The organism is Lysinibacillus sp. FSL R7-0073 (assembly GCF_038009065.1).
In the GTDB taxonomy this organism is placed as follows: Bacteria; Bacillota; Bacilli; order Bacillales_A; family Planococcaceae; genus Lysinibacillus; species Lysinibacillus fusiformis.
On sequence record NZ_JBBPAS010000001.1, the window covers coordinates 2001472 to 2016137 of the forward strand.

18 protein-coding genes are annotated in these 14666 nt (G+C 38.9%); 16 read left to right on the forward strand and 2 right to left on the reverse strand.

Translation table 11 applies throughout. From position 1 onward, the window contains the following. Positions 1-2 precede the first annotated feature (2 nt). The 4 genes from MKY88_RS09625 (at position 3) to MKY88_RS09640 (ending at position 3216) form a co-directional block, all read left to right on the forward strand. Positions 3-425 (forward strand): DUF1801 domain-containing protein, encoded by a 423-nt coding sequence (locus MKY88_RS09625; protein WP_193831690.1) that lies wholly within the window; start codon positions 3-5, stop codon positions 423-425. A 148-nt stretch (positions 426-573) separates the two neighbouring features. Beyond that, positions 574-1545, forward strand: coding sequence for an alpha/beta fold hydrolase (locus MKY88_RS09630; protein WP_069481057.1), 972 nt, complete (start codon positions 574-576; stop codon positions 1543-1545). Between the two features lie 13 nt (positions 1546-1558). Beyond that, on the forward strand, positions 1559-2230 hold the full coding sequence (locus MKY88_RS09635; RefSeq protein WP_069481058.1) for a response regulator transcription factor: 672 nt from the start codon (positions 1559-1561) through the stop codon (positions 2228-2230). After that, positions 2227-3216, forward strand: a complete 990-nt coding sequence (locus MKY88_RS09640) for a sensor histidine kinase (protein WP_340813485.1) — start codon at positions 2227-2229, stop codon at positions 3214-3216. Before MKY88_RS09635 ends, MKY88_RS09640 begins: the two co-directional genes overlap by 4 nt. Positions 3217-3251: 35 nt before the next feature. Here MKY88_RS09640 and MKY88_RS09645 read toward each other — a convergent pair whose 3' ends face one another. Together MKY88_RS09645 and MKY88_RS09650 are read right to left on the reverse strand one after the other, a co-directional pair. Next, positions 3252-4121 (reverse strand): DMT family transporter, encoded by an 870-nt coding sequence (locus MKY88_RS09645; RefSeq protein ID WP_193831693.1) that lies wholly within the window; start codon positions 4119-4121, stop codon positions 3252-3254. Between the two features lie 99 nt (positions 4122-4220). Continuing rightward, complete coding sequence (locus tag MKY88_RS09650; RefSeq protein WP_193831694.1) at positions 4221-5093, reverse strand: LysR family transcriptional regulator; 873 nt, start codon at positions 5091-5093, stop codon at positions 4221-4223. A gap of 140 nt (positions 5094-5233) precedes the next feature. Here MKY88_RS09650 and MKY88_RS09655 point away from each other — a divergent pair, with 140 nt between their 5' ends. The 12 genes from MKY88_RS09655 to MKY88_RS09710 all read left to right on the forward strand — a co-directional run bounded on the left by MKY88_RS09655 (position 5234) and on the right by MKY88_RS09710 (position 14627). Continuing rightward, entirely contained in the window at positions 5234-6442 is a 1209-nt protein-coding gene (locus MKY88_RS09655; RefSeq protein ID WP_340813487.1) for an MFS transporter, read from the forward strand. A 29-nt stretch (positions 6443-6471) separates the two neighbouring features. Further along, positions 6472-6855: an SRPBCC domain-containing protein gene (locus tag MKY88_RS09660; RefSeq protein WP_340813489.1), complete on the forward strand. Its 384-nt coding sequence runs from the start codon at positions 6472-6474 to the stop codon at positions 6853-6855. A gap of 109 nt (positions 6856-6964) precedes the next feature. Then, positions 6965-7681: a toast rack family protein gene (locus MKY88_RS09665; RefSeq protein ID WP_340813490.1), complete on the forward strand. Its 717-nt coding sequence runs from the start codon at positions 6965-6967 to the stop codon at positions 7679-7681. A 122-nt stretch (positions 7682-7803) separates the two neighbouring features. After that, a complete protein-coding gene (locus tag MKY88_RS09670; protein ID WP_340813492.1) occupies positions 7804-8355 on the forward strand; it encodes a sigma-70 family RNA polymerase sigma factor in 552 nt (183 codons plus the stop codon). Next, a complete protein-coding gene (locus MKY88_RS09675; RefSeq protein ID WP_340813494.1) occupies positions 8330-9406 on the forward strand; it encodes a DUF4179 domain-containing protein in 1077 nt (358 codons plus the stop codon). The genes MKY88_RS09670 and MKY88_RS09675 overlap by 26 nt, the downstream gene beginning before the upstream one ends. An 87-nt stretch (positions 9407-9493) precedes the next feature. After that, positions 9494-10018 (forward strand): tubby C-terminal domain-like protein, encoded by a 525-nt coding sequence (locus MKY88_RS09680; RefSeq protein WP_340813495.1) that lies wholly within the window; start codon positions 9494-9496, stop codon positions 10016-10018. 90 nt (positions 10019-10108) lie between these two features. After that, entirely contained in the window at positions 10109-10885 is a 777-nt protein-coding gene (locus MKY88_RS09685; protein WP_340813497.1) for an alpha/beta hydrolase, read from the forward strand. Positions 10886-11062: 177 nt separating this feature from the next. After that, entirely contained in the window at positions 11063-12004 is a 942-nt protein-coding gene (locus MKY88_RS09690) for a VOC family protein (protein WP_069481065.1), read from the forward strand. A 28-nt stretch (positions 12005-12032) separates the two neighbouring features. Continuing rightward, on the forward strand, positions 12033-12239 hold the full coding sequence (locus MKY88_RS09695) for a (4Fe-4S)-binding protein (RefSeq protein ID WP_340813499.1): 207 nt from the start codon (positions 12033-12035) through the stop codon (positions 12237-12239). A 15-nt stretch (positions 12240-12254) separates the two neighbouring features. Next, positions 12255-12524, forward strand: a complete 270-nt coding sequence (locus MKY88_RS09700) for a GNAT family N-acetyltransferase (RefSeq protein WP_025117018.1) — start codon at positions 12255-12257, stop codon at positions 12522-12524. A gap of 128 nt (positions 12525-12652) precedes the next feature. Beyond that, positions 12653-12784 (forward strand): hypothetical protein, encoded by a 132-nt coding sequence (locus tag MKY88_RS09705; RefSeq protein WP_340813501.1) that lies wholly within the window; start codon positions 12653-12655, stop codon positions 12782-12784. A 160-nt stretch (positions 12785-12944) separates the two neighbouring features. Continuing rightward, on the forward strand, positions 12945-14627 hold the full coding sequence (locus tag MKY88_RS09710; protein WP_340813503.1) for a methyl-accepting chemotaxis protein: 1683 nt from the start codon (positions 12945-12947) through the stop codon (positions 14625-14627). Positions 14628-14666 lie beyond the last annotated feature (39 nt).

Here is a 14666-nt window from a genome sequence, read left to right on the forward strand (position 1 = left end):
ACATGTATGAATTAAAGACGAAAGAAACCGATGCAAGTGTCATTGAATTTATTGAAAGTGTTGATCATCCAAAAAAGCGAGAAGATGCCTATCGACTATTGGACATTTTTACAGAGGTCTCAGGCTATGAGGCTAAAATGTGGGGTCCAAGTATAATTGGGTTTGGTCATTACCACTACAAATATCAAACAGGCCATGAAGGCGATGCACCACTTGTCGGATTTTCCCCTCGCAAGGCAAAAATTAGTTTATACTTTTCCCCAGGTGATCGTGAGCGAGAGCAGCTATTACAGCAATTTGGTAAACACACAACAGGGAAAGCCTGCGTTTATATTAATAAACTCGCTGATGTTGAAGAAGATATTTTAAAGGCTCTTATTCAACAGTCTATCGTCTTTTTACAGAAAACCTATCCAAATGCATGACTCTAAAAAAGCTCCTACATAATGTAGGCAGCTTTTTTCTGTTCATTGACTAGCCTCTTAGCTCATCAAGTAAACATTTCTTTAAAAATTAATTAGATATTAATTTTTCGTATGTATCCTTACAAGTATCAACGGAGAGGAGAGGCGTATGAAAAAAATCATAAAGAAAATGTTTATTTATTTGGGGGTCATCGTATCGATCGGCATCGTAGCGGTCAGTATGTACCACAATCGTTTGATCCAAAAGGAGGAGGCCATTTTACGAAATGACGGCATGATAGTGAACGTTAATGGTCAAAGCATGAATGTCTATCGAGAGGGGGCTGGGGAGGATACATATGTTTTTATGGCAGGGTCAGGCATTGCAGCTCCTGTTTATGAGTTAAAGGGGCTTTATAGTAAGTTTTCGCAGCACCATCAAATTGCTGTAGTGGACCGAGCAGGCTATGGTTTTAGTGAGATTGCCCATGATGAAAGAGATATTGATACCATTCTTATGCAAACAAGGGAGTCACTTCTGGCAAGTGGGCTTCAGCCGCCCTATATTCTTGTCCCTCATTCTATATCAGGACTTGAAGCGATTTACTGGGCACAAAAATACCCAGAAGAAGTAAAAGGAATTATCGCTCTAGATATTGGCTTGCCTAGTCAGTATGTAAAGCATAAGATGGGTACCTTGGATAGATGGATGGTGAAGGGAATGAGTCTAGCTACTAAGGTAGGTTTACACCGCTTAGTACCCTCGCAGGTGTATAATCCGCAAGTTCTGAATATGTCCTTTTTAACGACTGAAGAAAAGGAACTCTATCAAGCTTTGTCCTTTAAGCAATTTTTTAATGAAGATATGAAAAATGAGCTGTTACACGTCTATGAAAATAGTTTACAATCAGAACAGCTTCCATTACCACAAGACACCCCAATTATAATAGTTGATGCTATTGCGAAGGAAAATGAACATTCAAAGTATACAGAGCAAAATCGCCAAGATTACGCAGACTTCGCGAAGCAATTCACGCACGCAGAAGTGAAAGAGGTAAGTGGCACTCATAGTATATATCTTTATCAACCAGAGGAAATCTATCAACTAGCGATAGAGTTTATGAAAACGAATGCTGATTAGAGAGGTCGTTAACATGAAAGGATTTAGAATTTTAATTGTAGAAGATGATCCCATGATTGGTGATTTACTTCAAAAGATAATGCAAAGAGAAGGCTATGAAGCCATATGGAAAACAGATGGCCGAGATATAATGAGGCTCATTCAGGAAGTAGATTTAGTCATTATGGATATTATGCTACCAGGAGAGGATGGCTATCAATTAAGCAAAAACATTAAACAATTAGGCTTAAATATTCCTATCATTTTTTTATCAGCACGTAGTGATATTGAAAGCAAGCTAGAAGGTTTAACAGTTGGAGAAGACTATTTGACAAAGCCGTTTGATCCACGAGAACTATTGCTAAGAATCCAAAAAATGCTAGTACAACAATATGGGACGTTTACGCAAATTCAGCATTTATTCATTGATGGAGAGCATCGTAAAGTATTTCATCACCATCTTCAAAACGAAATTTCGTTGACGGCCATAGAACGAAAAATTTTCTTTTATCTATTTGATAACCGTGACAGAGTTTTAACAAAGGACCACTTTTTTGATTATTTATGGCCGTTAGATGAGCGTAACCATAATATTCTCAATGTCTACATAAAAAAGATTCGGACAAAGCTGAACGATTCAACAGGCATTATTTTACAAAATATTTATGGAGAGGGGTATCGTCTAAATACCCATATAAAGAAATGACGTTAAAAACTAAATATAGAACACTGTTGTTGGTAGCGATTGGGAGTGTACCCATCGTATTATTAGGTATTAGTGTGTTCATGTCCATCCTTTATGACAAGGCTTTTAAAACGAAAAATAATGGCATCCCGTTCCATGAATCCTTTGCGTATCCTGTTATGCTTCTTGCCTTTGTGCTGTCTTTAGGGATTCTTGCCTTACTATTTTCCACATCCATCCATTCATTATTAGCTAGAATTACAATGCTCAATCAAACAATACGGGAACTAGCGAGTAATGAACGGATACCCGATACGGTAACGGTACGTAGTGAGGATGAAATAGGGCAGTTAATTCAATCTGTCAATCTTTTAATTGAGCGCACGACTTATCGGGAATTAGAGTTAGCTCAACAGCAGGAGCTCCAAAAAGAGCTGCTTCAAAAATTAAGACATGATATCCATACACCATTGACAGCGATTCGTTTGCAATTGTTTTATTTAGAAGATCAACTACAAGAGCAACCAAAATTGGTGGAATCGTTAAACGCGCAAATTCACTATATTGCGAATTTAACGAATGAACTGCAATACCAGTCTATTGATACGAGCGAAAATGCCTTTGTCGTTCAGGAGGAAGTTCAGCTAGCTTTCCTATTAGAGACGATGATTAAGAAATGGAGTTACTTATACCGCATGCAAAATATTGCACTCCATTTTCATCTAAAAGATGCAGAGGCAATTTGGACAAGTAATGAATTATGGTTACAACGTTTATTTGATAATGTCTTTCAAAATACGTTAAAGCATGCCCAAGCAACAAAACTAGTGGTGACGATTAAAGCGGGAGAGGTACTGATGTGTGATGATGGCATCGGCTTTCAGTCAGACGTCGAACATAGTGGTCTTGGATTGAAAATTATCCAAGATATTGCTAGAACATTGAATATTGAAGTCTCTTTACAATCCAGCAAGGATGGTACGACCTTTCGCTTTACTCAGCCATAAAAAAACAACGGCCGTCTTTTGCCGTTGTTTTTTTATTATGCAGACTTTCGTTGTTGGAGTAAAAAGAGGGCAAGTCCTAGTAAAATGACGATTATGCCAATCCCTTGTTGAACGGAAATCATTTCATCTAAAATAAAATAAGCTAAAATACATGTGCCAATTGTTTCTCCTAAAATACTCATAGAGATGACTGTTGTACTTAACCATTTTAATAGCCAATTAAATATCGTTTGCCCAAAAATCGTTGCAATCACAGCCAATCCTAGTAGGGACCACCATGTGGATGCGGGATAGTCGAAAAACGATTCCTGCATAAAGAGGGCGTAAATGGCTAAGAAGATTGAGCTACTGCCATATCCGATAATCGAATAGGTAATAAGTGATAAATCCTTCCGTACAGATTGCCCGATAAAAAAGTAGGCTGTAATAATGCCTGCCGCGATAAATGCGAGAATATCGCCATAAAGCGCTTGTCCGCTAATTTGAAAATCCTGCCAGCCGATGATGAAACAGCCGATGATCGCTACCAAACAGCCAATAATTGCCCCTTTTGAAAAGCGCTCTTTAAATAAAAAATAGCTACCTACTAAAGAGAATAACGGCTGTAGTGTGACGATAACCGTTGAACTGGCCACGGATGTGTAGTTTAATGATTCAAACCATAAAACATAATGAAAGGACAGAAATAGACCTGATAGAATGCCCAGTCCCCACTGTTTTTTAGACAGGTTAGCTAGCTCTTGTCGTAGTCCCCTTTGTGCTAACAAAAAGGGAAGGAGCACGAGCATCGCAAAAAATAATCGATAAAAAGCCGTAATAGCCGGCGGGGCATCAGCAAGCTTAACAAAAATAGCTGATGTAGATAAAGCAAATACTGCCAAAAACAATGAGATGTAATAAAACATGATGTACTCCTATGTATTTAATAATATCAAACCTATTATATTGCAGTATGCGTGAATAATATAGGCTTTTTAAAATATTCGCATAAAGAGCAACCTGAGCTAACGATCATCCAGTTCATTCCTTTCAAGCAAGGATTCTATTACCTGCTTTAATTGCAGTATAGAAGAATGCTTATAGTTTTCCTTCTTATAAATAAAGACAGTCTCAATGACCTTGTTTAACGTCTCCATTTCATAAAAGTGCAGGTCAGGACATGGGTAGAGTGCAAGTAACTTCGTATTTAATACTGCCAAGGTATGCTCGATTTCTAGAAAATCAAGAATACTACTTACGGATTTAATTTCCTTCATGGTAAACGGGACTTTCTTGTGAGTAAGCCATTGAGCTAAGGCCTTCGAATACATACAGCCTTTACTTAAAACTAGGAGTGTCACAGGTGTTGGCTTGTCAAAATCGATGATATGGGCAGGGCTCGAGATGACTTCAAATGTTTCTGTTGTCATTAAATCATAGTGTAAATCCGCATAATGTTTTAATGGATTACTCGTTAATGCACAGTCTAATTCCGCCTGATGCACTTTGTGATTTAACGATGTACTCGATTCGACTGTGAAATCCACATCGATCGGACTATGACTGGTTTGTAGCGCATTCATGATGGACGCCCCATATATTTTAATCGTCGTATGGGAGGTTCCAAATTGAATATGGGCTTGAGTGAATCCTACGGTTTGTAAAAATTCTTCATATTTTTGGGCAACCTGCTTTAAAAATTGTAAATAGTGGTCACCTACTTCTGTTAGCTTTAAGCCTTGAGGTGTTCGTTTAAAGACTTCCTGTCCAATTTCACTTTCCATCTTCTTTACCTTCGATGTTAAGGCCGATTGTGTATAGTTGGTGATTTCGGCAGATTTACTTAAATTTTGCCTTTCTAAAAGCTCAATTTTAATGGCAATTTCTTCAATGTTCATGTTATTCGTCACACACCTATTAAATTTTTTGATAGCCGCTATCATTTTCCTCCATTTTACGTAAGCTAGCTGTCAACGTAAACTCAAGATATCTAAGTGTACCGCATAAATAGAGCGGTATATAGCTATGGAGGGTTTACATGCATACATATTATAAATGGATCATTTTACTGGTGGCTACGCTTTCGCAAACAGCTTCCACCTTTGTCACATACGGGATGGGGCCGGTTGCTTCCTTTTATCAAATGGAATGGCACTTAACGTCATTCCAAACAGGATTAATTGTTTCTGCCGTGAATATTGGACCGATTTTCTCAATGCTTTTCTTTGGCTATCTCATGGATAAAAAAGGAGAAAAACAAATTATTGGATGGGGCTCTATTTTACTTGGCGTCTGTACGTTCCTCTTAATTCCTGTGAATCATTATACGACATTGCTAGTCGTATTAATAGTTGTTGGCTTTTGGTATGGTAGTGCCCAAACGGGAGGTAGTACGGCCATCGTGAAATGGTTCCCAGACAAGCATCGGGGTTTAGCGATCGGAATTCGCCAAACCGGTATTCCAATCGGAGGGGCTCTCGCTTCCTTAATTCTTACCTATTTATATCATCATTTCCATCTGTCAGCTGTGCATTGGACACAAGGTGTCATAGCAATCGGTGGCGGTTTACTATTTTTGTTCATGTATCAGGAGCCAAAACATCATAATACGACTGTAGCAACACCGATACCGTTTAAAGAAAAGATGAAGGCTATTAAAGACAATCGAGCGCTCTATCCCATTTTTTTTGTGGGCATTGTGATGATGTCTTTACAGATGATCCTCATCGCCCATTTGATGAGTTATTTACATCAGGAAGGTGGCTATTCCTTAACAGCAGCTGGGAAGTATTTAAGTTTGGTCTTGCTTGGAGGGATGGTAGGAAGAATTGCCCTTGCTTGGCTGAGTGACCGATATTTCGCTCAGAAACGCGAGCACTTACTAATAATTGTTATGCTTGCCACATTTGTGATGGTCGCTTGTATGCCTGTTGTTTTACATGCTAAGAGCTTAATGATGTTATTTTGCTGTGTTATGGGCTTTTTCGCACTAGGCTGGTATTCCTTATATATAGCCAGTGTAACGGAGCAGTCCGATCCTCAATCTGTGGGACTTACTGTTAGTGCCGCTTTAACGATTAATCAATTCTTTATTGTTTTGGCTCCGGCTATCTATGGTTTACTCGTTACCATTTTTTCAAGTCATCAAATGGCTCTGGATATAGTAGCTATGATGGTCATTGTAGGAGCGTTTTATTTATGGAGAACAACCAATAGTAGCCTCTCTTCGGAAAGTTCAGTAAAATAATAGAAAAACAGGAAATGAGGGTGTTGGGGATGAGCAGTTCAATTTTGATTCAAGCGGCAGTAGAAAATGTATGGCAAGCGATCACAGAGGAGCAAGCCCTCTCGCAATGGTATGCGCCAGGCTCTACTTGGGACATCCCTAAACTGGCTGAAGGGGAAAAGATGACCTTTACTTTAATGCCTAATGACCATAATCAGCTAGCAGATCCACTGCCAATGCAGTTAACGATCCAGCAAGTCAAAAAATATGAGATTTTTTCATTTTACTTGGAAGTTCCAGAAACGGTGATCGCGATGTCTTTAGCAGAACAGGACAACGGCACAACGGTTAGCTTCAATATGCAGGGCTATGATGCGTCCCTTGCTAATTTAAAAGCATTGCTAGAAGGTGATGATATTCCACACCAATCGTAACTACTACGTCTCAGGTCTTAGATGAATTTCAAACGCAAGGTCGTATTTTATATGTTCCACTCCTATATAATGAAATTATTGGTAGAATATATAGCGGGAGGAAATTAAATTGAAAAAATTAGTTGGGTTAGGTGTCATGATGGGCACATCAGTATTCGTCTTGTCGGGGTGCTTTTCGTTTATGCCAAACAAAATGCAAGAAGAGACCATCTTAGTAGAAAAGGATAAAGCGAAGACACTAGAGGTAGATATTGATCTAGGTGTCGGTGAAATGAATCTAACTGGTGGCGCCAAGGAGTGGGTTGAGGGCAAGGCGGACTATAATATTAAAAAGCTAGCCCCTCAAGTTAACTATGATGTTAGTGGCGATACAGGAGAAGTTGAAATTAAACATAAAGGCTCGACGAAGCTAGGCATCTCCAATATTAAAAATAATTGGGCAATCCAATTAAATGACGATATCCCGATGGATTTGACGGTAGAAACAGGAGCTTCCTTAGCCAATCTAGATTTACAGGGACTGAAACTTGAAAAATTAGATATTGAAGCAGGTGTCGGCGATCTCACAGTCAACTTAGGTGGCGATTGGAAAAAAAGCTTTAAAGCGAATATTGAAACTGGGGTAGGTCAAACGACGGTCATTGTACCTTCGAAGGTTGGTGTCAAATTAACGACAGAAAAGGGCATAGGTTCATCCAATGTCGAGGGCCTTATTTCGAAGGGCAAAGGTGTCTATGTCAATGAAGCGTATGATAAGGCAGATGTTGTGCTAGAAATCAAATCAGAAATAGGCGTAGGAGACATTACGTTTAAATTAGATAAATAAAGAAAATCCGGTAGGCTACTATGAAAGAAGTAGTCTACTTTTTTCTGTGCCTAAAATAATGAATAAAAATGAAACCTTTTACTTGGGTGAATGACTCTAAGTATCGAAAGGAGGGAAAAAGCGTGGAACACGATTTAATAATTGTTCAACAAGCAATAGCAGGGCATAAAGAAGCTTTTGAACAACTACTTGTTCTTGAGGAAGAAAAACTTTATTATACGGCATTATCTTACGTTGGTAAAAAAGAGGATGCACTGGATGCTATCCAAGAAGCGGTTTGTAAAGCTTATTTGAAAGTTCATCAACTAAAAAATCCAGTGTTTTTTTCTACATGGCTGTTTCGCATTTTAATTCATGAATGCTATCGTTTACTGAAAAAGGGGCAGAAAGTGATTCCGTTTGAGGAAAGTGATTTACTAGATCGGTTACATGATCAAGAATATTTCATCGGTAACCCTCTTGATTTATCAGAAGCCATCCAACAGTTAAAACAGTCTCAGCAGATAGCTATCATTTTATTTTATTATCATGATTTGTCGATTAAAGAAATTGCAGACATGATGGAAAAGCCTGAGAGTACCATTAAAACATATTTGCATCGAGGGAAAAAACAATTGAAGAGACACTTAGAAAGGAGTGCATCAATCAATGAAAGAGCCATTGACCCTTCCTGAATTTCCAAGAGATGAGGTAAGAGCAGCAATTGCTCGAGGTATTCAACAAGCAGATGAATTAGGTGAAGCCGTTATATTAAAAAGAAAAGACAAACGGAAACATCTTATATATGTAGCTAGTGCTGTTGCTGTATTTAGTATGACTATTGGCAGAGCTTATGTGTCACCAACATTCGCAGATACTTTGTCCAAGCTGCCTATTATTGGTTCAGTATTCAAAGAATCAGGCTTACCAGGGCTAAAAATAGCCAGTGAACAAGGATTAACGAAAGCTGTTGGGGAAACACAAACCATCAACGGCATTTCGGTAACGGTGGATGAGGTGCTATATGATGAATCTCATATAACGGCCGGCATAACGATCGAATCTGATCGGGAATTGAGTCAATACTATTTCGGAGCAGGCATGAATTTTACCATCAATGGTGCCCAACCAAATGTAAGTACAGGTAGTTATTCTGAAAATATTCTAAGCCCCTCAGCTCGGACAGGAATTAGTACGTTAGATGTAAAGTTGGTAGAGGATATGCCGGATACCTTTGAGTTGGGTCTACTATTAGAAGGAGAAAACGGCGAGAAATGGACGTTTTCTACCCCGATTCAAAAGATTACAGAGATTGTCCAAATTCCTGTGAATCACCAGCAACAGATTGATGGAATTCAGCTTCATGTTTCCAACATCTCCGTTAGTCCATCTGGGATTTCACTTGACTATGAAGCCACTGTGAAGGGAACCATCGACCATCCACCAGCCACTATAGAATTCATGCTGACAGATGGACAAGGTAGAGAAATCGCTTCCCATTCAGGCGGTGGAAAAGCTCAATTTGATGATGGCATATGGAAATTGAGCAGCACAAAATCCTTTGATCCAGCAGAAAAAAATATTGAAAAGTTAATTATCACACCTTATTTAGCCATTCCATCGGCAGGTGAAGGAATTCGAGTAGATACGAATAACAAAAAAACAAACATACCATTCAAACCATCAGCTTATCAAGGAGTGGAGTTCCAACCATTCTCCGTAAACATATACTTACACCAAAAATAATAATTGAAGCGCCCAATACTTTCTTTGAATTGGGCGCTTATTTTATGTTAGTTTAAAGGAAGCAATTGTTTTGAAGGAGCGAGTCGATTGAAAACCTATACATATAAACAGCCAATGGAAATAGATTCTACAGAGATGGTCTCTATTTTAAATGAATTAGGAGAGACATCATCAACGGTTCAACGTGTTTATTCCAATGCTCTTAAAAAAGCATTCGATAAGACGATGGATTTTCGTTATTTTGTTCGTTTTGACGTCCATGATCATCATGGTCAACCTTTATTTACTTGTAAAAAAGTATCCCGTCGTGGTCGCGTGCATTTCCGAGGCAAGGATCTAGTGACGGGAAAAGACTATATGATTGCCTATGATGGCTGGCAAATTATGATTCCTGATTTACTTATTACAGATGGAGAGCATCAAATTAAGCTCAGCAAAGAAATGGAAGACTGGTCGATCTTTACGTGGAATGAGGAGCCGATAGCACGTTGGCAAGCAACTTTTTGCGAAACTCATTTTGACATTACACTAGAAATTGAAGACAACAGTCCTATTCAGCATGAGGCCTTTTTTATTGCGATTGGACAGGCTGTATTATTTGTGGGAGCCTAGCAGCAATAAAAATTCGGCATGATATGATGCTGTGGTCAGTGGCATATGTCTTTCGATTATGCTATAAATACAACAAGAAGGTAGCCTTAAATGAGGCTACCTTCTATTATGATGTACGTGAAGAAAGGTTCTGATGTTGTGCTAACTATTTTACCGGCTAAAGAAATATACTTGAAAGGAAATGAACGGGCAGTCTTGCTTTTACATTCCTTTACAAGTCATACAAGAGATATGAAGAAAGTGGCGACGAAGCTACACGAAAAGGGCTTTACCTGTTATGTACCTCTTTACAGAGGACACGGCCATAAGCCAGAACTGTTATTACAGTACAAAGTTGAGGACTGGTGGCAAGATGTGGTGAAAGCGCACCAATTTTTGCTGAATGAAGGCTATCAAAAAATTTCCGTTATCGGCTTATCCATCGGTGGTATTTTTACATTGAAACTTGCACAATTAGAAAAGCTAGAGCAAATCATTGTGTTATCGGTACCGATTGATAAGGAACCTGCACAACTAAAACAAAGAATCATTGACTATGCTTATAATTATAAACATATCGAGGGTAAATCAGAGCCGCAAGTTACAAATGAAATGAAGCCGTTTAACGACATGCCATTGGACGCGATGATTGGATTTCAGCAGTTTATTAAAGAAACGATGCAACAGCTTGAGATGATCATGATGCCAATTGCTATTTTCTACGGCAAAAGAGACGAGGACTTATACGCGCAGAGTGCCGACACTATTTATCAGCGAGTTCATTCTGTGAAGAAGCTAAAAAAAGGCTTTGAAAACTCCAAGCATTTAATGACATTAGGTCGGGAGCAAGATGAAATTCTTCAGGAAATCATGCAATTTTTAATGTGATGAACTGACGATTAAAGGGGATTGACTACCTATTAAAAATCGTGTTATTATTATCTCGAATTAGAGATAAATTAAATCGAGATAATAATTTCGTAATAGTACTTTAAACAAACACAAACATGTTTTGGCAGTTGAACAAGCATTAATTTAAAAGCATAACAGATAGGAGAATATTCTATGTTAAAGATCGCAGGACACCATCATATTTCAATGATTACGAAAAATGCTCATGAAAATCATCAGTTTTACAACCATATTTTAGGACTTCGTCGTGTGAAAAAAACAGTTAACCAAGATGATCCCAGTATGTATCATTTATTTTACGGTGATTTGATAGGTAGTCCTGGTACAGGCTTAACATTTTTTGAATTATCGCACGCTGGACGGACACATCGTGGTACTGATGCGATTACAAGAATTGGTTTACTCATACCTTCCTATGACAGCTTAATGTACTGGAAAAATCGATTGGATGAATTTCAGATCGAGCACAGTGATATAACAACATATGGTGGCACGGATGCGATCTATTTTGAGGACCCAGACGGACTACGCCTAGTGTTATTAAATAATCAGGACAAGCCTATTCCACAAGAATGGACAAAGTGGCAACATTCATCCGTTGAGATGGCTCATCAAATTTTAGGGATGGGCCCCGTGGAACTAACTGTAAGCTCTTTAGAGGATGCTGCGAAAACAATCGTACAATTATTTGGCTACAAAGAACGATCAAAAACTTTAACTGAAGCTGTTTTTCAAGCAGAGGAAGACCAATTACAAGGACAGATTGTCATTGTCGAGCAAGAGGGTCCTAAAGAGAAACCTGGAAGAGGTAGTGTTCACCATTTAGCCATCCGCGTGAGCGATAAGGAAGAGCTTGAGCAGTGGGAACAACGAATAAAAGACTTTGGTTTTCCTATTATTAGGAAAGCAGATCGTTACTATTTTTCAAGTATTTACATGAAAGAAACACATGGCATAATAGTTGAACTAGCGACAGACGGACCAGGCTTTACCGTAGATACTGCTGTGGAGGATTTAGGAACACGTTTAGATTTGCCACCATTTTTAGAGGAACGGCGGCAGGAAATTGAGGAAAAATTAACACCAATTGAATAATAAACTTACTGTGAGGGGCGTGTTAGGTATGGGGTACCGTGATTATAGAGGAAAAGAGATAACAGTTTATTTCGATAAGGACATGTGTCAACATGCGGCTGAATGTGTAAAGGGCTTGCCAGAGGTGTTTAATGTTAAAGCAAAGCCTTGGATTGCACCAGATGAAGCAGCTGTCAAAAATGTAGTAGAAGTTATCAATCGATGTCCAAGTGGCGCATTAAAATACAAAATTTAAAAGGAGCATTAAGCCATGGAAATTAAACAAGGTAACCAATCATTTTATATCGGCAACGAGGAGAATAGTGAGGCAGAGGTACATTTCGTACGTGTAGGGGAAAGTAGAATTATTCTCGATCATACACATGTAGGCGAGCATCTAAGAGGTCAAAATGTTGGACAGCAATTAGTCAAAGCGGCAGTCGACTATGCGAAAAAAGAAAAGTTACTAGTCATACCATTATGTCCTTTCGCAAAAGCTGAGTTCGAAAAGCATCCTGAATACCAAGAAGTAGTAGGCTAAATCAAGTAGACGCACCCCAAACCAATGGGGTGCGTTTTTTTATTTTAAATTAATTTGAACAATCTGGTAGGAATATGACTATTTAAATTAGAAGGTCCATAGAGAGACAAACTTGAAGGAGTGATTGGATGCACAAAAGGAAAGGAATTACTGGTTTTGAAGCCGACCATTTAATTGAACAAGATATGTGCATGTTTCAATCGATGGTATATTTCAAAAGTGAAACTATTGGAGACGTCATGTTTCATGCTTGGGATTGATTGGGACAAATTACTCATGGTGAAAGATGCTATAAAATACACAAAATTGACTAAGTTATTTCTGGAAATATAGCAAAAATTCCTAAAGCCACCAATCTTTTAATGAAAATGGTAGATTACTTTTTATGGAATAGATTCGAAGAATAAGGAGTTTTTGCATATGTCATTCAAAACAATTAGTAGAAGAATTGTTTTTTCCTTTAGCATTGTCATTACGATAATGGCGTTATATATCGTGTACAACTATTTTGCTATTAAGCAAAGTAACTATGCAACAGAACAAATTGTTCAGCAAGAATTACAGCTATTAACGACTGATTACGAGCAAGCACAAACCATTGACTTAAGAATAGCTGCGGCTAGAGGCTATGTATTGTCTGGCGATGAAAAGTATAAAGATATTTTTCAAGACAATGTAGCACGTGCAGCGAGCAACGAAGAAAAACGATTAGCCATAACAAGCTCTGAAGACTTCAGCAAACTTGCAGAAAAGGCGAAGGAATGGAACCGCTATATTGAACAACAAGTATTTGCTGTATATGACCGAGGTAATGTGGAGCTCGCTATCCAAAACATTACGAAAATGGATGCAACAGCAACGACTATTCGTGAAGGCTATGAAGGTTTAGCAGAGCAACGGAAGCAAGCGATCAATGAGGTAGGCGCTGACATGATAGTTACTGGGGAGAATAAGCAGCTTATTGGCATCGTCGTAGGTTTACTCATTTTTGTCATAGCGATTATTGTTGAGCTATTGAGTGCCCGCGGTATATCAAGACCTATTATGACATTAACGGAGCGGATGCAACAAATGACGAATGGCGATTTAAGCGGTCCTCCTTTAAAAATTCAATCGAAAGACGAAGTGGGCCAGCTAATGGAGGCAACCAACACAATGGCGGATATTTTGAATCGCTTATTGAAGCATATTCAAACGGTATCGAATGACGTAGCGGCCCATAGTGAGGAGCTATTGCAATCAACATCAGAAGTAAAGACGGGGACAGACCAAATCGTCAATACGATGACGGAAATTGCAAGAGGGACGGATGAGCTAGCCAGCCATACGACGGATGTTGCAACTTCTATGAACGACTTTGCAGGAAAAGTAACCTCTGTTCATCAAAGAAATAAAGACGTTCAACACTATTCTCAGGATGTTAAAGCTTTAACAAAGGAAGGACGCGACTTAATGTCCTCCTCTACAAAGCAGATGGGAGCAATTCAACATATTGTGAAGGATGCAGTAGATCAGGTTGACGGATTAAGCAAGCAAACACAAGAAATTTCAAAGCTTGTCACAGTCATTCAAACCATTGCAGCACAAACAAATTTACTAGCGTTGAACGCAGCAATTGAAGCAGCCAGAGCAGGGGAACAAGGAAAAGGATTTGCCGTAGTGGCTAATGAGGTCCGAAAATTAGCCGAGCAAGTTTCATGTTCTGTGGAAGATATTACGGATATCGTCCGTAACATTCAGGATGGTTCCCGTAGAGTGACCGCTTCTCTTGAGCAGGGCTATGGCGAAGTGGAGAAAGGGGCATTGCAAATTACGACCACCAATGCAACGTTCCATCATATTGCCGACGCAATAGAGGCCATTGCTAGAAATATTGAAGGAATGTCCTCTGAGCTAGATGATGTCGTTCACAATACGGTCACGATTAATAAATCCATAGATGAAATGGCAGCTATTTCCGAGCAGTCAGCGGCAGGCATACAGGAGACCTCTGCCACAATTGAACAGTCCGTTAGCTCTATGGAAGAAATTAAACAAAGTGCTGAGCATCTAGCAGAGATGGCCGAGCAATTAAATAGTTTAATACGCCGATTTGCACTGTAACGATTTGTCCCGTTAATTTCAAACTTCCATCACATTTAG

Coding starts and splice junctions, on each gene's coding strand:
- MKY88_RS09650 (WP_193831694.1), bottom strand. CDS start 5,093: ATGAACATTGAAGAAATTGCCATTAAAATTGAGCTTTTAGAAAGGCAA.
- MKY88_RS09690 (WP_069481065.1), top strand. CDS start 11,063: ATGTTAAAGATCGCAGGACACCATCATATTTCAATGATTACGAAAAAT.
- MKY88_RS09625 (WP_193831690.1), top strand. CDS start 3: ATGTATGAATTAAAGACGAAAGAAACCGATGCAAGTGTCATTGAATTT.
- MKY88_RS09685 (WP_340813497.1), top strand. CDS start 10,109: ATGAGGCTACCTTCTATTATGATGTACGTGAAGAAAGGTTCTGATGTT.
- MKY88_RS09635 (WP_069481058.1), top strand. CDS start 1,559: ATGAAAGGATTTAGAATTTTAATTGTAGAAGATGATCCCATGATTGGT.
- MKY88_RS09660 (WP_340813489.1), top strand. CDS start 6,472: ATGAGCAGTTCAATTTTGATTCAAGCGGCAGTAGAAAATGTATGGCAA.
- MKY88_RS09710 (WP_340813503.1), top strand. CDS start 12,945: ATGTCATTCAAAACAATTAGTAGAAGAATTGTTTTTTCCTTTAGCATT.
- MKY88_RS09695 (WP_340813499.1), top strand. CDS start 12,033: ATGGGGTACCGTGATTATAGAGGAAAAGAGATAACAGTTTATTTCGAT.
- MKY88_RS09700 (WP_025117018.1), top strand. CDS start 12,255: ATGGAAATTAAACAAGGTAACCAATCATTTTATATCGGCAACGAGGAG.
- MKY88_RS09630 (WP_069481057.1), top strand. CDS start 574: ATGAAAAAAATCATAAAGAAAATGTTTATTTATTTGGGGGTCATCGTA.
- MKY88_RS09645 (WP_193831693.1), bottom strand. CDS start 4,121: ATGTTTTATTACATCTCATTGTTTTTGGCAGTATTTGCTTTATCTACA.
- MKY88_RS09655 (WP_340813487.1), top strand. CDS start 5,234: ATGCATACATATTATAAATGGATCATTTTACTGGTGGCTACGCTTTCG.
- MKY88_RS09675 (WP_340813494.1), top strand. CDS start 8,330: ATGAAAGAGCCATTGACCCTTCCTGAATTTCCAAGAGATGAGGTAAGA.
- MKY88_RS09640 (WP_340813485.1), top strand. CDS start 2,227: ATGACGTTAAAAACTAAATATAGAACACTGTTGTTGGTAGCGATTGGG.
- MKY88_RS09705 (WP_340813501.1), top strand. CDS start 12,653: ATGCACAAAAGGAAAGGAATTACTGGTTTTGAAGCCGACCATTTAATT.